The organism is Shewanella schlegeliana (assembly GCF_016765635.1).
Taxonomy (GTDB): domain Bacteria; phylum Pseudomonadota; class Gammaproteobacteria; order Enterobacterales; family Shewanellaceae; genus Shewanella; species Shewanella schlegeliana.
On record NZ_JAESVD010000001.1, the window covers coordinates 247,968 to 266,284 of the forward strand.

At 43.9% G+C, this 18,317-nt stretch carries 14 protein-coding genes; 8 read left to right on the top strand and 6 right to left on the bottom strand.

Going from position 1 to position 18,317, the window contains the following annotated elements:
• Nucleotide 1: 1 nt before the first annotated feature.
• Nucleotides 2-1,519 (top strand): MATE family efflux transporter, encoded by a 1,518-nt coding sequence (locus JMA39_RS01155; RefSeq protein ID WP_202720009.1) that lies wholly within the window; start codon nt 2-4, stop codon nt 1,517-1,519.
• Between the two features lie 34 nt (nt 1,520-1,553).
• Here the strand turns inward: JMA39_RS01155 and JMA39_RS01160 are convergent, their stop codons facing one another.
• Nucleotides 1,554-1,784 carry a DUF2986 domain-containing protein gene (locus JMA39_RS01160; RefSeq protein ID WP_202720010.1) on the bottom strand — a complete coding sequence of 77 codons (231 nt, stop codon included), beginning with the start codon at nt 1,782-1,784 and terminating at the stop codon, nt 1,554-1,556.
• A gap of 246 nt (nt 1,785-2,030) precedes the next feature.
• Here JMA39_RS01160 and yqfB point away from each other — a divergent pair, with 246 nt between their 5' ends.
• The 4 genes from yqfB to JMA39_RS01180 all read left to right on the top strand — a co-directional run bounded on the left by yqfB (nt 2,031) and on the right by JMA39_RS01180 (nt 7,834).
• Complete coding sequence (gene yqfB / locus JMA39_RS01165; protein ID WP_202720348.1) at nt 2,031-2,345, top strand: N(4)-acetylcytidine aminohydrolase; 315 nt, start codon at nt 2,031-2,033, stop codon at nt 2,343-2,345.
• A gap of 375 nt (nt 2,346-2,720) precedes the next feature.
• Nucleotides 2,721-4,064, top strand: coding sequence for an efflux RND transporter periplasmic adaptor subunit (locus JMA39_RS01170; RefSeq protein ID WP_202720011.1), 1,344 nt, complete (start codon nt 2,721-2,723; stop codon nt 4,062-4,064).
• Nucleotides 4,061-7,186, top strand: a complete 3,126-nt coding sequence (locus tag JMA39_RS01175) for an efflux RND transporter permease subunit (protein ID WP_202720012.1) — start codon at nt 4,061-4,063, stop codon at nt 7,184-7,186. The genes JMA39_RS01170 and JMA39_RS01175 overlap by 4 nt, the downstream gene beginning before the upstream one ends.
• Nucleotides 7,187-7,444: 258 nt before the next feature.
• Nucleotides 7,445-7,834, top strand: a complete 390-nt coding sequence (locus JMA39_RS01180) for a hypothetical protein (protein WP_202720013.1) — start codon at nt 7,445-7,447, stop codon at nt 7,832-7,834.
• A gap of 151 nt (nt 7,835-7,985) precedes the next feature.
• Here JMA39_RS01180 and JMA39_RS01185 read toward each other — a convergent pair whose 3' ends face one another.
• The 5 genes from JMA39_RS01185 to JMA39_RS01205 all read right to left on the bottom strand — a co-directional run bounded on the left by JMA39_RS01185 (nt 7,986) and on the right by JMA39_RS01205 (nt 13,812).
• Complete coding sequence (locus JMA39_RS01185) at nt 7,986-8,960, bottom strand: FUSC family protein (RefSeq protein WP_237732522.1); 975 nt, start codon at nt 8,958-8,960, stop codon at nt 7,986-7,988.
• Nucleotides 8,961-9,117: 157 nt separating this feature from the next.
• On the bottom strand, nt 9,118-9,918 hold the full coding sequence (locus JMA39_RS01190) for a 5'-methylthioadenosine/adenosylhomocysteine nucleosidase (protein ID WP_202720014.1): 801 nt from the start codon (nt 9,916-9,918) through the stop codon (nt 9,118-9,120).
• A gap of 1,285 nt (nt 9,919-11,203) precedes the next feature.
• On the bottom strand, nt 11,204-11,785 hold the full coding sequence (locus JMA39_RS01195; RefSeq protein WP_202720015.1) for an SRPBCC family protein: 582 nt from the start codon (nt 11,783-11,785) through the stop codon (nt 11,204-11,206).
• A 516-nt stretch (nt 11,786-12,301) separates the two neighbouring features.
• Nucleotides 12,302-12,544, bottom strand: a complete 243-nt coding sequence (locus JMA39_RS01200) for a hypothetical protein (protein ID WP_237732524.1) — start codon at nt 12,542-12,544, stop codon at nt 12,302-12,304.
• A gap of 302 nt (nt 12,545-12,846) precedes the next feature.
• Nucleotides 12,847-13,812: a TerC/Alx family metal homeostasis membrane protein gene (locus tag JMA39_RS01205; protein ID WP_202720016.1), complete on the bottom strand. Its 966-nt coding sequence runs from the start codon at nt 13,810-13,812 to the stop codon at nt 12,847-12,849.
• A 1,584-nt stretch (nt 13,813-15,396) separates the two neighbouring features.
• Between JMA39_RS01205 and JMA39_RS01210 the strand changes: the two genes are divergently transcribed.
• From JMA39_RS01210 to JMA39_RS01220, 3 genes are all read left to right on the top strand, one after another.
• Nucleotides 15,397-16,062, top strand: a complete 666-nt coding sequence (locus JMA39_RS01210; RefSeq protein ID WP_202720017.1) for a DUF2971 domain-containing protein — start codon at nt 15,397-15,399, stop codon at nt 16,060-16,062.
• A gap of 85 nt (nt 16,063-16,147) precedes the next feature.
• Nucleotides 16,148-16,927 (top strand): hypothetical protein, encoded by a 780-nt coding sequence (locus JMA39_RS01215; RefSeq protein WP_202720018.1) that lies wholly within the window; start codon nt 16,148-16,150, stop codon nt 16,925-16,927.
• Between the two features lie 521 nt (nt 16,928-17,448).
• Nucleotides 17,449-18,246: an ATP adenylyltransferase family protein gene (locus tag JMA39_RS01220; protein WP_202720019.1), complete on the top strand. Its 798-nt coding sequence runs from the start codon at nt 17,449-17,451 to the stop codon at nt 18,244-18,246.
• Nucleotides 18,247-18,317 lie beyond the last annotated feature (71 nt).

The window sequence follows — 18,317 nt, forward strand, 5'->3', positions numbered from 1 at the left end:
TATGGCAGTAGCCAAGTTCGTCCAGGGTTCAATTCTTCGTCACATCTTAGTAATGAGCTCCACCGCTGCAGTCGGGATCTCAGCGCTGTTTGTGGTCGATCTACTGGATATCTTCTTCTTGAGTTTACTCGGGGAGCAAGAGCTTGCTGCCGCCGTTGGCTACGCTGGTACCATCTCTTTTTTTACCACCTCAATTGGTATTGGCTTATCGATAGCACTCGGTGCCTTAGTGTCGCGCTCTATTGGCGCTAAACAGACCGAGAAGGCCAAGCGATTACTGCTAAACAGCTTAGTTGTGACGCTATTGATGAGTTTGTTTGTCGCTTTTAGCGTGTATATGTTTATTCCTGAGCTATTAAGTCTGGTTGGCGCAACGGGCAAAACGGCCGAGCTTGCTGAGGGGTATCTTAATATTTTGGTACCCTCCTTACCGCTTATCTGCCTAGCCATGGCGCTAGGTAGCGCGCTAAGAGCGGTGGGCGATGCTAAGTTATCTATGGTATCGACCTTGATTGGTGGTGGCGTCAACGCCATCTTCGACCCGATATTTATCTTCATGTTTGCCATGGGAATTGAGGGCGCAGCAGTAGCCTCGGTCATGGCCCGTTTTGCTGTATTTGCGGTTGCGGCCCGAGGGGTGGTAGTAAAGCACAACTTATTTGGCCGTTTTAACATCGACCACTTTATTAAAGATCTTAAACCCATTTTTGCTATTGCTGGGCCCGCTATGCTTACCAATGTAGCAACACCTATCGGTAATGCGGTCGTGACCCGAGCAATTGCCGATTTTGGTGATAGCTATGTGGCTGGTTGGGCGGTACTAGGGCGTCTTATTCCTGTGTCGTTTGGTATGATCTTCGCGCTATCTGGTGCCGTTGGGCCCATCGTTGGGCAAAACTATGGTGCGATGGAGTTTGAGCGAGTAAAAGAGTCGCTGACTCGGGCTATTCAATTTTGTATTGTCTATGTGGTGGCTGTGTCACTGCTGCTGTTTTTAACTCGAAACCAAATTGTTAGCGTATTCGATATGAAAGGCGATGCAGCTGCGCTGATCTTATTTTTCTGCTCCTATATCGCGGTGTTCTTTATTTTCTCCGGTATTTTGTTTGTCGCCAACGCCTCATTTAATAACTTAGGTAAGGCCAAATATTCGACCCTGTTTAATGTGGGTAAGGCTACAGTGGGCACCATTCCGTTTGTGTACTTTGGTGCGCAGTGGGGTGGGGTTTATGGTGTGCTGATGGGGCAGGCAGTAGGCTCGATACTTTTTGGTGTATTGGGTGTCTTAGTCGCTTATAGGTTGGTTGACAAGGTCAGGGCTGCGGTTGTTGAGCCTGTGGTTCATCTTGTTGCTGAGGATAAAACCGAGTTTGATGAGGAGCTAAGTTTGAGTGGTCAAAGCCCGCTTTCCTCCTCTTGTGCCAATATGGCAATAGTCAATGAGGAGCAAGACTGCGAGGGCAGTAACGAAGTAGCTGAGCTTATAGGCGTTAAAGAGGACAGTGCTCCTAGCAAATAAGCTCAATTAAACGAGAAAGTTGTGCGGGGGCTATTTAGTTAGCTGATGCCACTTTTTCTTCGCTTGCTTCTACTGGCGCGTCAGTCGCCGCATCTGTTGTCTCTGCTGCAGTTGCTTGCTCTGCTGCTTCAGCTTCAAGTTTTGCTTGCTGCTCAGCACGCTCTGCTTTAGACACGTATTTTTTGATCGTAGGTGCAGTGTGCTTATTAAGGCGAGCCTTAGCACGTTTTGCAGTCTTTTTGATCATCTTCTGTTTTCTGTTCATGAGTTCTCTACGATATGCCTATTAATGACGTCTATATGATGACAATTGTGGCACATTCTGCGCCAAGCTAGAAATCGGAGGCGAATTTTACCCTAAACGCGCGGCTATCGCTACCGTAGTGTTTATCCGTCTCAAATTAGCTATTTTACTGTTTAACGCCGAAAAAATATGTATCAATGCCTCACATACAACTAAAATGGCTCAAAAGCATCAATCACTATGTATCAAATGAGTAGTCAAAGTATTATGAACCCACCTAACAAGATCACCTTTTTCAGCCGTTTTGAAGCCGACATTTTAGCGGGTAAGAAAACGATTACTCTGCGAGATGAATCAGAGTCTTACTATCAGGCGGGTCAACGGGTGAGCGTGTCAAACTTGGAAGATGGTCGCTGTTACGGTGAACTTGATATTCTATCGGTTGAACAAGTGGCGTATGACGACCTTAATGACAGCCACGCTGAGCAAGAGAATATGAGCCTTGCTGAGCTTAAGGTTTTAATTAGGCAAATTTACCCAGGGATCACCTCCATGTATATGATCCGCTTCTCATTAGTCTAATGCGAGCTCAGCGCTAGTGGAGCTAGCGCGTTAGCTTTAGTTCAATATTATTTTACAAACTCACTCGTTAATTTAACGTAGTGTGCAGTTATTCAAAACTCTGGTTTTTGAGTAACGATTCTTCATGCAAAAAAACAAGGTAAACAGTAGACTGCACTATTTAAGTGAATAGTGCGGTTTGGTGTCATGCCAAATAATCCTTAGTTCTGATTTTCCCCGTTTGCTATTTCGCTAATGAACTCTGATGTTTCCCTTTGTCATGCCGTTACCAATGGCAAAACTGCACGGTTATCAACTCAATGATGAATTTTATACTCAATTGGCCAAACACAATGTTGCACTTCTTCAGCAGGGACCTTTTGGAGGTAAGCAATTATGTCGGCGTTTAAGGGAAAGCGGTGGTATTTCTTTCCTGCGGTCGCCGTGGGTTTTGTGGTGCTGGTATTAGTGGTAAAAATGCGCAGCCATCCGCCGTTAGAGCTGCAAGCCGAGCCAAGTAAGTTGGTCGAGGTTATCTCGCTTGAGAAAAGTCCGGTGGTGGCACAAGTGGATGCCTTCGGCCGCGTTAGTCCCAAAATTCAGTGGCAATTGCTACCAGAGGTCGGTGGCCGTGTAGCGTATAAACATCCGGATCTTGCCGTGGGTAAAATTCTGGCCAAAGACACCCTATTATTGGCAATCGACCCACTAGATTATCAAATCCGCTTAGCTCAGGCACAGGCCGACCGTAAGGCACTTGAAGGCCAGCTAGAAGGTAAGAAACTACAACTGAAAAACTTGCAGTTATCGCTTGAGATTGAAAATAATCGCTACGATTTGGTCAAGTCTGATTTAAAGCGTAAAGAGACGCTGCGAAAGCAAAACCTTATCTCGCAATCAGAGCTCGATGGTGAGCGGCAAAATCTGCTCGCCCAGCAGCAGAAACTGCAAGAGCTAGATAACAGCCTGAATTTAATGCCCAACGAGACACAAATTCTTGAGGCACAACTGCTACAAGCCGTTGCCCGTGAGCAAGAAGCCCAGAGCCAGCTAACTAAGACGGAAATCCGTCTCCCCTTTGAAGGCCGTGTGGCCGAGGTAAATGTTGAAGCTAGCCAAGTGGTGTCGCCACAGCAGGTACTTGCACGCATCAATGGTATTGAGGTGATGGAGGTTGAGGCTCAGCTATCGCTTGGCGATATGATGACCTTGATGAAGACGGTTAATCGGCCACAAGGGCAAGGCAAACAGTTACCTCGCGCTGAGGCCTTGGGCTTAACTGCTGAGATCACCTTAAAGGGCGCGAGCTACTCCTTTAGCTGGCCTGCCGAGATCACCCGAATAGGTGAAACGGTGGACCCAACATTAGCCACTGTTAGCCTAGTGCTGCAGGTGGAACAGCAGTACCGCGAGCTAAAAATTGGTCAGTCGCCACCACTGGTGAATGGTATGTTTGTCAGCGCTCGTATTAAAGGCGGTGAACGTGACTACTGGATGGTGCCTGAGCGTGCATTGCATGGCGATAAACTCTATATCATGGATCAAGAAAATCGACTGCAGTTAATTGATGTTCAAGTGCTATTCCGTCAAGAAGGCCAAGCGGCGGTACAAGGTGAGTTAGTTGCTGGTATGCAGCTAGTGTTAACGGATCTCATTCCAGCGGTTAACGGCATGGCACTGCGCAGTCAAGGCCATGACGGGAAGGGAGCAGAACCTACACCACTGGAGATGCTACCGTGATCGGTTTTTTCGTGCGTCACCCCACAGCGACAACTATGCTGATGTTGGCATTTATCGTGCTGGGTATTAAGGCGCTACCTGAGCTTAAGCGCGAGACGTTTCCTGAGTTTTCCAAAAGCTATATTACCGCGCAGGTGGTGTTGCCAGGGGCATCACCCCAAGATGTGGAGGAAAACCTCTGTCTTAGGATGGAAGATGCTGTCGACAGTCTTGGCAGTATTATTGAGACCAAGTGTGACGCCTTAGAGGGCGTGGCACGTATGACGCTCAAGCTTGACGATAAGGCCGACTTGAGCCGCAGCTTAGTGGATGTGCAAACTAAGATCTCGGCTATTAAAGACTTCCCTGCGGAAATTGAGCCGCCGATCGTTGAAGAGCTCGATTTTAATGAACGTATCATCGATATTGCTGTGTCGGCCCCGACCAGCAAGCCGGAGCTGAAAGCCTATGCGGAAGACTTAAAGCGCCGTTTGAAGCTAGATACCAGTATTAGTCAGGTTGAGATCTCAGGCTTCTCGTCACACCAATTATTGGTTGAAGTATCGCTCGGTGCCATCAAGCGCTTAGGCATGAGTGTGTCAGATGTGGCTAAGCAAATTGAACAGCAAAACGTTCAATTGCCTAGCGGTACGGTGGAGACTCCAAGTAAGAATATTCTTATTCGCTTCGATCAGCGCGAGGTTGAGCCAGAGCGTCTTGCTAATATTGTCATTCGCTCCGATGCACAGGGCGGCGTGGTACGTCTACGTGATATCGCCACCATCACCGACAGGTTCGAGCTCGATGAAGAGAGCATTCGCTTCGATGGTGAGCAAGCCGCGATTCTGACTGTTTATAAGAACAAGGCTCAAGATTCACTGCGCCTAAAAGAGGAAGTGATCGGCTTTTTAGACGCCGAGAAGCTGCGCACGCCCAATGGGATCACCATCAGCACCTCAAACGACTTAAGCTCCTTGCTGTGGGACCGCTTAACCATGTTGGTTAAGAACGGTTGGCAGGGTGTGGTACTGGTGTTCTTGTGTATGTGGCTGTTCTTTAGCCTGCGCTACTCATTCTGGGTGGCGATGGGCCTACCAATCGCCTTTATGGGCAGCCTGTTCTTTATGGCGCAGGTTGGACTAACCATTAACATCATGACGCTGGTGGCTTTCTTGATGGCGATTGGCATCATGATGGACGATGCCATCGTGATAGCTGAGTCGATTGCGGCTCACATTGAGCGCGGCATGAGTAAGGCCGATGCGGTGGTTCAAGGCGTAAAGCGGGTGCTACCTGGGGTAGTGTCATCATTTTTAACCACGGTATTTATCTTCTCAAGTATCGCCTTTATGGAAGGCGATATGGGCAAGGTACTGCGAGTCGTGCCGCAAACCTTGCTGCTGATCTTAACCATCAGCCTTGTGGAAGCATTTTTAATTTTACCCAACCATTTGGCTCACTCAGCGAAAGGGAAACAGCGTAAAACCAGCCGCTTTAAGCAAAAGTTTAATCAAAAGTTTGAACACTTTAGAACCGTGCAGTTAGTGGCAGCGGTAGAGTGGGTGATTAACTGGCGCTACGTGTTTATGGGCTCGGTGATAAGCCTGCTATTTATCTCAATCTCTCTAGTTGCAGGGGGCGCGATTAAGTTTGTCGGTTTCCCTGAGCTTGATGGCGATGTGGCCGAAGCGCGTATTATTTTACCGCCGGGGTCAACGCTGCAGCAGACTGAGCATGTGGTTAACCGCGTAGTCAGTGTCGCTAAGGCACTAGATGATAAATACAGTGAAAAAGAGGACGGTCAACGGCTCATTCAGCACATCACCGAGCGCTTTAACTTTAACGCCGACGCGGGTGAAAGTGGCCCCCATGTGGCCACGGTGAAAATCGATCTCTTGAGTGCAGAAGTTCGTCAAACTTTGATGAGCACTTTTATTCGTGAGTGGCAGCAGGGCGTGGGTGAGATGGTCGACCCGATAGCGATTGTCTTTAAGCAACCCAAGATGGGGCCTGCTGGCCGCGCGATTGAAATCCGTGTTCGTGGTGATGATTTAGACGAGCTTAAGTCTGCGGCAATCGATGTGCAGCAATACCTGCAAGGCTTTAACGGCGTGTCGGGCGTGATGGACAGCATGAGACCTGGTAAAGCCGAGATATTGATGACCTTGAAACCCGGCGCCGAGGCGTATGGGGTTAATGGCATGATGCTCGCTAGTCAGCTGCGCGGTGCTTACTTTCATCAAACTGCCGACAACATTCAGGTAGGACCTGAGAGTATTCAAATCGATGTGCAGTTAGATAAAGCCGATGCCGCCAAACTTGAAAACCTTGCCAACTTTCCTATCACTATTGGCAGTTCGGGTGAGCAGGTGCCCTTATCGGCGGTGGCAGATTTTCAGTGGCAACGAGGTTATGTGAAGATCTCTCGCCTCGATGGCATGCGCTTTGTCACCATTACCGGTGAAGTGGATACTCACTTAGCCAATGCCAGTGAAATCAACGATGCCTTTAAAGCTGAGTTACTGCCAGAGCTTAAGAAGCGTTATCCAGGCGTTCGCGTTAGTTACGAGGGAGAAGTCAAAGAGAGCAAGACCACGCAAAACTCCATGGCTAGCGGCTTTATTGTCGGGCTTTTAGCGGTATTTGCCATCTTAAGTCTGCAGTTTAAGAGCTACATCGAGCCTTTGGTGGTGATGGCGGTTATTCCGCTAGGATTAATCGGTGTGTTATGGGGCCACCTGTTATTGGGTTACTCCTTGAGTATGCCGTCAATTATGGGCTTTGTGGCGCTTGCCGGTGTGGTGGTCAACGACTCTATTTTGCTGGTGCAATATATTCGCTACCACGTAGAAGAGGGACAATCGGTACATGAAGCGGTAGTGAGTGCTAGCAAAGAGCGTTTTAGAGCGGTATTTATTACTTCACTCACCACAGCCGCAGGCATGTTGCCACTACTACTGGAGACCAGTATTCAGGCACAGGTGTTGCAGCCACTTGTGGTCTCTATGGTATTTGGCATCTTTGCATCGACGGCGCTGGTGCTGTTTATGGTGCCAGCCTGTTACGCGATTTTAGAAGATTTTGGCAAGGTGAGCTTCAGTAAGGCCAGTTTGAGTAACAAAGCTGAGGCGAGTAAGGCCTAATCGAGTTTTTCTCACCATAGTGAAAGGCGCTAAACCCGATGGTTTAGCGCCTTTTTTGTATTTGTGTGGCCTGAGTTGTTGTGGCTGTCAGCCACTATGGTACCAACGATGCTTGAGCAGTTGATGGCGTGAAATCGTGATTTATTTTCATGTATTCAATATGTGCTTTTACGAGTTCGTTGATCTTAGTCATGGCTGTCTGACTCGATGGTATGGATACTTGTGGCAATATTTTTTTAGTAATGACAAGGAGTTGTTATGAGACTAGTGTCGGTATTTCTTCTGCTCGGCAGTTTGCTAACCAGTTTTCACGTCTTTTCTATGGGCAAAGAGGCTCAAGGCTATTCGCCTAACGAGTTGGTGTTTGTCCAGTCGGTAATGTATCAACCATTAGCTAAGTTTTGTCAGCGTCAAGATGAAGAGCTTTTTTACCAAGAGGCATTTAAGCAGTGGCAAAGTGTGAACCAATCAGAAATTACCCAAGGCAGCGAAGAGTTTACCGCTAGAGTTGAGTCGCAAAATGATCGCGTCACTCGAGTGATTAAGATGCTTATCCACCAAGTCGAGGCCGACTGGGGCGGAAGTGATAGGGAAAATAAGGCTAAAAAGTGCAGTCAATTAAAGGAATATTTAAAAGCAGACGCTTAAAAAACTCAGTAATTAATGTGCGATAGCATAAAAACTTGGTCTAGCGATGATTATTGATTTGTACCTCGATAATCATCGCCATGTTTTAAAAGTACTTTTGTCGGAATTTAACGAAGCGGCTAAGCCTCTATCTGTTAAGTCGATAGTCAGCTTATTGCTTGGTTTTGAAGCTATGGACCCCGTGGGTGACAATAAGTGCGATTGCAACCCAAAAACAGCCAATTAAGGTGTCATAGAAACGCCAACTCATGAGGTTTAAATCACCATTAGGTAGTAGCGCAAAATTGATCGCCACCATTACAGTAACCGTTATCGAGAGACTAAACAGTAAATAACTCTTTCTGAGGCTATATGGGATCCAAAAGGCAAAAGCGGCAATGACCAGTGCTAAGCCAATCTGATCAAGATAGCGAACTGATAAGTAAGCAATAATGATCCCCAGTAAGGTGCCAACTATTCGGTCCCATAAGTGGTACCAAGAAAGCCTATCATTGATGTGCATAACGAATAATATCGTTAAGCCAACCCAGCCGGGTTGGTTGACGTGCAACCAATTTGCACTGAGCGTTGCAGCAAGTATGGTTAGCGGCAACGTCAGGCCATAAAAAGGACCATTGGTGTCACCTTTAATAAGCTGAAAAAACTCATCGCTAGGCGAGTGGCCAACCTCGTCAATTTTATATAGCCAGCCTTGCAGTAAGATAAGAAATAAGGCAAAAAGTGCGCCATAGAAATAGGCTATACCAATAGCGGTTGATGCAGGAAATCCTAGCTGGGCCAATAATAGTGCTGTAGCAATATATTTGCCCAATAGCCCCCAGTAGGCGTGTTCCGGCTTGGGAAGACCAGCAAGAAAGCCAAATACGATTAATGCCGCAATGGCCATGTGTGGATGACCGATTAATGTTAACCCAAGCGCCGCGGCGCAGATCACCGCCAATACACCAATAACGATAGCTAAGATTTGCTTTAATGCTTGGCTACGAGGGTCAAGTAGCAATGCGAGTAATGCACCTAAACTCATAAAAGCGGCTTGGAAAAAATGTTGCGTTAAAGCTCCGTAAAGGATAGGTAAAGCCATACCTAAAGAAAAAAGCACACCTCGAGTACGCTCATATACAAACATAATAGATTCTGATAGTTAGGTAGATACTCAGAAGTATAGAAGTTGCGACAGAAAATAATAGTGGTTTTTTCAAGTCTAGCCGATGCCATATTAAAAAGGCGCAAAACCTGATGGTTTAGCGCCTTTTTAATCTAGATGCGAATTCAAACGTTATTCATTACATCTTGTGGATCATATTTAATGTGATGGCCACAGAGTTATCGGCGGTTACCTGCTTGGCTTCTTCATAGACCAGATGCGCCGAGCCATCGGCTTTGTCAGAGATGGTGCGAATGACAACGAGTGGAATATCAAACATATCGGTGACCTGCGCTACTGCTGCGCCTTCCATCTCTACAGCGACGGCATTGAACTCTTGAAGCAGCATGCTAACAACGCCTTTATCTGCAATAAACTGATCGCCCGTTGCGATAATGCCAGAGTGTACGCGTGCTTCGCCAACGGCTCTTTTCGCCGCTTCTAAAGCGAGAGTTTGTAATTTTTCATCGGCGTAGAAGAGGCGATCATCATAGCCATCGAGCTGGCCTTTTGGTGCGCCAAAGGCGGTTAAGTCAACATCGTGCTGCACTAGCGCGGTTGAGATCACCACATCGGCAACATTCAGTTTAGGGTCAGCCGCGCCTGCGATGCCAGTAAAAATAATACTGCTTACTTCGAAGTGGTTAATCAACACATAGGTGGTGATAGCGGCATTGACTTTACCTACGCCAGAGCGAGCAACCACTACCGGCTTATCCTCAATAAAACCTGTGTAGTAGGTGTTCTTGGCAATAGTGTGAGTTTGGCGCTGTTTAATTTCAGGAAGCAGCTTTTCGATTTCTGCATCCATAGCACCTAAAATAGCGATAGGTTGGGTTTTGCTATTTGCACACGTTTTAGTAACAGGGCTAGCAGCCGTTTCAGCAACAGCATTGATAGAGAGGAGTGAGTAGAGTAGAGCAAAAAGGGTGGTGCGCATCTTAGTGGCATTCCAATAGTATAGATGCGCGCATCATAGTGAGATCGGAGGGAAGAGTAAACGCGCTTAGTATGGATATTTACCTAACGTGAACTTAGCAAGTTTCTGTCAAAACTTGGTGGGATTGAATTGGCATTTAAGCACGTAAAATGCAGCATTAGACTCTGTCACTCAAACCATACTTGTACGAGTCATTCATACGAGTTTAGTGTTGTAAATGCACCTAATCTTGTTGGGGCGATTTCACCTGCGGCTTACAAAAATCTCCAAGTAGGAAAGATATACTGGAATAATGCTTTTTGAGCAAAGCGGGAGGTACCTGTTTATATGTACAGGTTTCTTTATAGTCTTGTTCAAAATAAGGAATAATATCTTCATAATAATCCATCTTCCTCAGATGGTGCTCATGCATGCTGTTAGCTTATTCATACTCTTCATCTAATTTTTTTAGTCGAGTAGGTTCGATTTTTCCTTTTCTCTTAGTTTGATTAGAACAATTTCATTTAACTTCATTGCATACTTTCTTTCATTATTGAAATTTCTTATTTTGTCATTGTTATTATCAGTTAGGCGTCTTGTTAGCATTATACAAAGACGAAAATGGTATTCATCCATTTGCTCCTGTTCTTGGGCGTAACAGTACTGGAAAAGGTATACATGCTCCCAGCGGTTGCCAATAACATATCAATTAATAATTGACTCATATCTAACTCCTTCATATCTAACTCCTTATAGATAGACTTTATTAATTTTTAAGTTAGCGATGAAGCTAAGTAGTTGCAATGTATGCCGCTCAGATGTGCGCGCGGGGTTGGAAGTTGTTTGCTCGTGCCCATCAGGTGGATAAAGGAGGAAGGATAGCTGTAACCAATCGATTTACTGCGCTTTTAGTTTGAATATTCGCTGTCTCGATAAGTTAATGAATATGGGCAGGCTGGATTCGACTAAGTTTTAACCTTGGTGCAGATGCAAGGAGTACCAAGGTCTATTGCTGTTTACTGCTTTTAGGCTCTTTGTTTATAGGGAAAATATAACAGTTTTATATTTTGCTTTAATGCCATCGAATTTTAAATGTTGCTTTTTTGGTTTTCGACTTAAAGTGTCTGATATTTTAAATGATTTACTGTTATTCGCTTATAATCGTTTGAAGTAAGGCGTGAGAGGTAAGTTTATTTGTTGATAACGAGTCCTTTTATAAAAAAACTTGTTTAAAAGCGATAAACAACTTAGTTTATCGCCCTTGAGAATGATATTTATAGTAATACTTTATAGAAAAACATTTAGTTTAGAGACAGTCGTCAAATTTTTCTTTTAATGAAGGAGCAAAAACAGAATCGAAAAGTTGTTCTATTTTCGCTATAGTTGCTGCTTGCATTTTCGAAGGAACATTTATGACTCCAGATTGAGCGAATTTGACAAGAGTATAATCAACAGGCACATCTATATAAGTGACTTTTTCCAATGTGACTTTAGTTGTCCAAGGCATCAGAGGCAAGGTCGAACTATTAAATGTAGTAACCAGTTGATAGTTAAAGTCAGAGAGTTCAATCAGTCGTTCTTCATTGTGCCCAGTTGCACTATCCTGTTGTGTTCCTGTATTGATGTCATAACTGAAAACACTCTGTAGTTCTCTGTCTTCCCCAGTGACAGTAATACTTACTAGAGAGTCACCTAATACAGCTTTAAACCAGTTTTTTACATTGCCGATGGTTTTCCATGTTTTGTCTATAGGACACTGAACAACAACACTGCTAAATGTTTTGAATTCAGAGTATTTATTAACCTCTGTAAGGGGGCTTGCAGATGCGGATGCAGATGCAGATGCGAACAATAAAACAGATGTTGATATATAAGTGAGTGTTTTCATGACCATATTCCTTTATTGGTTGTGAGTGTTAATTTGACTTTCTTATACGCGTATTAAAATGTAGAACCATATGGTTAAGGAATAAAGGTCTCATGTTTAAATTTTTATTTTATTTACATTGGTAGTTATAAATGCAAATTCATCGTTTGTTTTATATTTAATATGCAATTTCCATTGTTATTTTTATATTTTATGTGCTGGTTTGGTGTTGTATTGTATATTTTAACTTTTAGTTATACGCTTTGTTGGAATTTTTCTGAGGTTTGAGTTTTAGTTTGCTGCTGTTAAGGAATTTGTGTAGAGCTGAACCTGTAAGTTGTAGCGTGTTGAAATTAGCCGTGAAACCTAAACGTAGAACTGAAACGGAATAAGTTGTTTATACTGATTAATATAAAACCTGTTCTTTTTAAAGGAGAGTTTGGTGATGTTTCTATGACAACTTTAATTTATCTCGGCCACTAAGGCCGAGTTCTATATCGATAGTAAGCAAAAGCTATGTTTAGCTAAGGTAATGATTTAGCTATAGTAAGATTTAAAGTTGGCGAGTTCTGCTTCATCGGCGCCATCGTTACACTCTCCTCGTATGGTGCCGCGATCATACAGAACCGTACAGTTGAGCTCGATATGTCCCTCTTTACAATAGCCCGTCATTTTGATGGTTTGCTGTAAACCATGCTCTACTTGCGCCGTCCAGCCGCTTAGGTCTGGCCCTTGATAACGTTGCTTTGTGCGTGAGCGTTTCTTCTGATTTGAGCGCACCTCGTGGGGCGAAGGTTCGCTTTGTGGTGTTTCGAATTGGCATTTAGGTGTATTAGCCTTTAAATGAAGGCGATGGCATTTTGCTGAACCCTACGGGGAAAATGTGATAGAACGACCAATTCAGTATGGAACTGAATTGGTCGTGTAGGCTTTGCGATGATATTGAATGTGAATGGATTCACGAATGATGCAGTGACATAGAAGTCATGGATAGGCCATGTCATGAAGCCTGAAATGGACTCTATTACTGTATCTTTTTAGCCGCACGTACCAAAACCTATGCGAGGTTGGCATATACGGGTTTATAACATCGTTTTTTCCAATTGGTGTTGCTTCCAAACTGATGCACCAATACCTGCTACCAGCGAAGCTAAAATAACCCCAAGAGATACGGGTGTTGCAATAGCAAACGGTGTATCAATAAGCAACATCTTGGTACCAATAAAGCACAACATAAATGCTAACGTATGATGCAAATAAGCAAATTTTGTCAGCATTCCGCCGAGTACAAAGTACAGCGAACGTAGACCCAATAAGGCAAATACGTTTGCCGCAAGAACTAAGTAAGCCTCTTGTGTTACTGCAAAGATCGCAGGGATCGAGTCCAAGGCGAACATCACGTCTGTCATCGCTATGACAATGACAACCACTAGCATTGGTGTAGCTAATATCCCAAAGCCATCGCGGATAAAGAGTTTATTCCCATGATAATCAGGGCTGACACGTAGAAACCTTTTCACCAAGCGTACGGCGAAACTGTCTGAAAACGATGAGGCATCTTGATCATCATGCTGACGCCACATTTGTACACCAGTCCAAATCAAGAAGAAGCCGAACAGATAAAGTATCACGTGGAATTCTGCAATCAGTGGTGCGCCTACGGATATCATGATGCCGCGCAGTAATAATGCGCCCACGATGCCTAGCATCAGGATCCGCGGTATATTTTTATCTGGTACGTTAAACTGACTAAAGATTAAAGCAAAAACGAACAGGTTATCGACACTCAGTGATTTTTCAAGAAGATAACCAGTAATAAACGCCGTGGTGGCTTCGCTTGAAGAAAGCTGACTTGTTGGTGACATTTCTGGCCAAAAAAGGTAAATAGCGCCTGCAAATAAAAATGCCAGTGAAAACCAGAACACGCTCCAAACTGCGGCAGAACGAAAACTGATGGTGCCTCTCGTTAGTAATAAATCGATGCCAAGCATCAACAAAGTGAGCGTGACTAGACCTTGATAACCTGAAAAGAGTTCATGCAAGAACATATATACCTCCGGCAGGCGGATGGTACAGGGAAAGTTGGGTACACCTGACCAACCGCATAGCTAAAATAAAAAGCAAATACGTGTTGTTGGTCTTGTCAAAACAGATTATTTAATGTGTTCTCGCGGGCCGGAAGCAAAAGCAACGGAATGACGACGACGCGACAGAGTGACTACTCCCCAAAACGCAGATATTTTAGTCCTTTTTATTTAAAGAGAGAACCTAAAAATGGTAATACAGGCTAAATAATATGGTTATGTGGAGTTAGATATGTGGGGTCTATGTAAACTTATTTGGTTGCCCCAATGTTGGTTAGCCTTCGAATGACGGCGGGTTACATTTTCTGAGCTGTGACAGCTCACCTGCTAATTCTCAATTGACACTTTAGAGTTATCAATCGCCTGCAGCGGGCGTATGTGTAGACACTGCTGCGAGACGCTGTAAATATATCCCTATACGCTCTGCGATGACAAACAACATCCATGTTTAAAGGCCAGTTCGGCATCCTGCCTCTCGTTCGAAGAGTATCTCTTTGAGATACCTCACCCTGAAACCGAAGCCCGCAGCCGTATCTACACCGAATAATTGGTGTACACATTTAGGTTGGCGTTGTTTGATGTATAACGCGGAAATGCCCAAAAGTGAGTTAGCCTTCGAATGAAGGCTTGATTACATTTTTCTCTAAGCAGTAGCTACGGGGAAGTGTGTTCTATGTTTTAGCTTCATAGCTATCAATCGCCTCCAGCGGGGTATGTGCAGACACTTCTGAAGCTCGCCGCTAGTACGTCTGACCTCCATGGATGGAGGGAATGCCAAATTCAGTATGGAACTGAATTGGCCGTGTAGGCTCAACGAAAACAAACAACATCCGTGTTTAAAGGCCAGTTCGGCATCCATGCCTCTCGTTCGAGAGCTTGATAATTTCGTTATCTCTCACCCTGTTTTCGACGGCTTCAGCCGTATCTACACGGGGTCATTGGTGCGTTCATTTAGGGGGAGTTGTTTCAGCTCTAACTTGGAAATGCCCCAAAATGAGTTCGGCTTCGAATGAAGTCTTGATTACATTATTTTTTGAATTGGTGCTACCAAGTGGCCAGTTTGAACTTGTTACTTCATGGCGATCAATCGCCTCCAGCGGGGGATGTGCAGACACTGCCGTGACACGCAGCAAGTCCATCCTTGGAAGCTCGGCCATGACGTCCATGTCATGGACGGTCACGGCCGCATCTACACTGGGTAATTTGCGTACTTATTAGGGCTCGTGGTTTTGGGTCTAACTTGGAAATGCCCCTTTATTAGTTACAGGCAATAGGCAGGAAAGAACTGTGAAGAGCCTGTTGGCCTACTTTTACTAATCAATAAATGGCAGTTATTGATTACTTTCGATTCAACCTCAATATCAATGCTCATTTGGCAAGTTTTTGTACTCGTTTATCCAACGACACTCTGGTAGAGTTCTTAAAAATCAATAGCTTTGATTTAGCAAAGATTAAATAATAGGTTTGTTAAATCTCCATGCGCGTTTTGCAAAATATACGTTCATGTGCACTATAAAATGTTAGTCATCTCGGAGTATTTGAAAAGTCATGAAGGATTATCTGTTTAAATATTTGCCACCGGAAAGGCTAGATGTTTTAGAGGGAGGAAAGATAAGGTTTACCTCAGTAGTTTCATTGAATGACCCTTATGAGTACTTAATGAAACTGGGGGACTCTGAGATTTTTGTAGACTCAAAGCTTGGTGACAATGGATTTAAGTTTCTTTCTCTTTCACGAAACCATTTGAACCTTTTAATGTGGTCTCACTACTGTGATTCCCACAAAGGTTTCCTTCTGGCATTTGATAGAAACCATCCTTACTTTTATCAAGCGGAGGCGGTTCGGTATAGAAAGAATAGAGCAAATCTGAATGGCGCTAGAATCAGTAGATTAAATTCCGAAGAGGTCATCAAACACGTAGTCTTAGAAAAGGCATTGGATTGGGCTTACGAGGAAGAAGAGAGGCTGTTTATACAGGATACGCCACAGAACACAGAAAGCATTGGAAAGGATGAGTGGGGGCAACCAATATTATTAAACTCTTTTCCTTTGGATAGCTTGATTGGTGTCTATATGGGTGTTCGTATTAATGATTCACTTAAGCATAAAATAACGGAGGTTTTGCTTAGATATCAAAATAAACCCAAACTATACCAAATGAAAACATGTAGGGATTTATTTGCCATTGAGGCGGTTGAAGTTGAATATGCCTAACAAACCACATCACATTTGTGGCTGTGCCACTAGGACTCGTTTCACTGGCCTGTGTGCGGGGCGTTAAATGTCAAGGAGAGGTTTTTTGGATAAATCGCAGATTGCTATTATTGTTTCAATTGGTAGCTTGGCTGTGTCAGCAGTAAGTTTTGTATATGCTGTTCGTCAAGCAAGACTAAATCGTAAGCTAGAAAAAGTTCGTGCATATGACAAGGTTTATCACGATGCGTGTGACTTACTGTTATATCACTATCGAAATCAATTGGAACAAACATTTAAAAGTGAAGACAAGTATTTAGAAAATGCAGTAAATGATTTCACCAACGCTCATTGGTTAGAAAAAACATACGGAATGAATATTACATATCCTCCGACAGTTAATACCGATAGAGAGAAAGCAGAATTTAACTCGAGAGTATCAGAAGCATATTATGCTCACGAGCGCCAAAAGCATGAGTGTCCATTTGGTGAGTTTATAAACTATCAGTCTCCAGTTTTTTATCTAGATGACAGTGAGTTTAAGGAGCGTTTTCAACGTTTAATGAATCACATAACTGAAAACCTTTCTTACTTCAGTCCAATCATAAACAAAAACTGGGAGAAAGCGCGTTTGATTACACCTGACTCCGTTAAGAGAAGCTATCTTGCTCTAAAAAGGGTAAATGAACAGGCTTGTGAACCAATTGACGAGCCTATCGATGATCCTTATTTACAAATTATGCTTAGTATCAGGCATGAATACAGGCAGTTGAATAGAACATTTCATGATCGCGTTTCTGACTTTTGGTACAAATTAACACTAATACCAATTCGTATAAAATATAAATTCAAAAGCAAAAGTAATTCCGAAAAGTTTGGCATTTAACAAATTGTTCAAGAGTGATTCGGCATGCTGTGGCTTCAGTATTGAGCACTTCACATCTTAGCAGGGCGTTACCGTATATCCACTTGCCATACTTTCACTAATATGAGCCTTAACTTTAAGAGTTTTGACTCTAACGCGTTTATGTCCAATTCCGTGTTAGGTCTTTAATGATCACCAACATCTGAGTGGGCTAATTCTCAGAGAAAAATAGTCATATACCATAACGGTGTGGTCTTGGGTTTCAAGGTGAGGTATCTCAAAGAGATACTGTTCGAACGAGAGGCATTGATGCCGAACTGGCCGTTTAGCAGGGCTTTACAGCGTTTCACAGAGGTTGCGATATGTGAGCTTACTACCGACAGTAGCCTTTCTTCGTGGCCTCAGTGTCCTTCGAAGTGAGCTGCTTTTATCCCAAAGTGATTTAGGGCGGTTAGGCTTTGGTAAAGTAGCGAAAACGGCTGTTTTTATCACAATGAATAGATTATTCTCAGTCGGCAACTTTTTGAATTGGATCGAGTCAAATGCTTTGGACAATAGCGGAGAAGCTAACAGAGAGCGGTGTGCAAACCGGTATATTACTGCCGTTAACAGACGCAGATACATTAATTGAACTAGATGGAATTAACTATTTAGGCAACATAGTCACAGAGAATATGGCGAAAAAGCATCAGCCGCAGGTGTCGCTACATGATCCCTTTATTGCTCCCTATGATCCTTCTCTTTATATTGGAGAGGTAGGTTCAGAGCATGTCTGTTTACTGAATAAATTTCCGATTATCACTCCGCATATATTGATCTGTGCTAAAGATTATCTTTCGCAAACATCGGCTTTAAGATTAGTCGATTTTCAGGCATGGGTTAAGGGCGTATCTTCGGTCGATACGCTGGGGTTTTTTAATGCAGGGCACGATGCTGGCGCTAGCCAAATGCATCGTCATATGCAGTTAGTCAAGACGCCTATCTTATTAGAAGCTTCAATACTCTCAGGCCAATTACCCTTTAAGCATTATCTATTTCAATTTGAACACTTAGATGCCGAATTATTGATGCAGCATTATCACGCCGCAATGCTTAAGTTTAGCCGCTACAAAACGACCAAGACTGACGGCGCCGCGGAGTGTTTACCTTATAATATTTTACTGACTCAGCGATGGATGTTGATTGTGCCACGCTCCACTAATGTGGTGGGCCAAGTATCTGGCCACGGCTTGTGTTACAGCGGTCGATTTTTGGTTAGCTCAGAGGAGCAGCTTTGTTGGTTAACTGAGTATGGCTTTTTACAGTTCCTGACTGATTGTGGTTATCCGGCAGAGTCATAGTTCTAGCTAAACTATAGATATAACCATATTTACTGCAATGCTGATATTCATAGCCAAGCAGCTTACTGATT

Coding starts and splice junctions, on each gene's coding strand:
- JMA39_RS01185 (WP_237732522.1), bottom strand. CDS start 8,960: ATGTTTGTATATGAGCGTACTCGAGGTGTGCTTTTTTCTTTAGGTATG.
- JMA39_RS01180 (WP_202720013.1), top strand. CDS start 7,445: ATGAGACTAGTGTCGGTATTTCTTCTGCTCGGCAGTTTGCTAACCAGT.
- yqfB (WP_202720348.1), top strand. CDS start 2,031: ATGAACCCACCTAACAAGATCACCTTTTTCAGCCGTTTTGAAGCCGAC.
- JMA39_RS01195 (WP_202720015.1), bottom strand. CDS start 11,785: ATGAAAACACTCACTTATATATCAACATCTGTTTTATTGTTCGCATCT.
- JMA39_RS01160 (WP_202720010.1), bottom strand. CDS start 1,784: ATGAACAGAAAACAGAAGATGATCAAAAAGACTGCAAAACGTGCTAAG.
- JMA39_RS01170 (WP_202720011.1), top strand. CDS start 2,721: ATGTCGGCGTTTAAGGGAAAGCGGTGGTATTTCTTTCCTGCGGTCGCC.
- JMA39_RS01190 (WP_202720014.1), bottom strand. CDS start 9,918: ATGCGCACCACCCTTTTTGCTCTACTCTACTCACTCCTCTCTATCAAT.
- JMA39_RS01220 (WP_202720019.1), top strand. CDS start 17,449: ATGCTTTGGACAATAGCGGAGAAGCTAACAGAGAGCGGTGTGCAAACC.
- JMA39_RS01210 (WP_202720017.1), top strand. CDS start 15,397: ATGAAGGATTATCTGTTTAAATATTTGCCACCGGAAAGGCTAGATGTT.
- JMA39_RS01205 (WP_202720016.1), bottom strand. CDS start 13,812: ATGTTCTTGCATGAACTCTTTTCAGGTTATCAAGGTCTAGTCACGCTC.
- JMA39_RS01155 (WP_202720009.1), top strand. CDS start 2: ATGGCAGTAGCCAAGTTCGTCCAGGGTTCAATTCTTCGTCACATCTTA.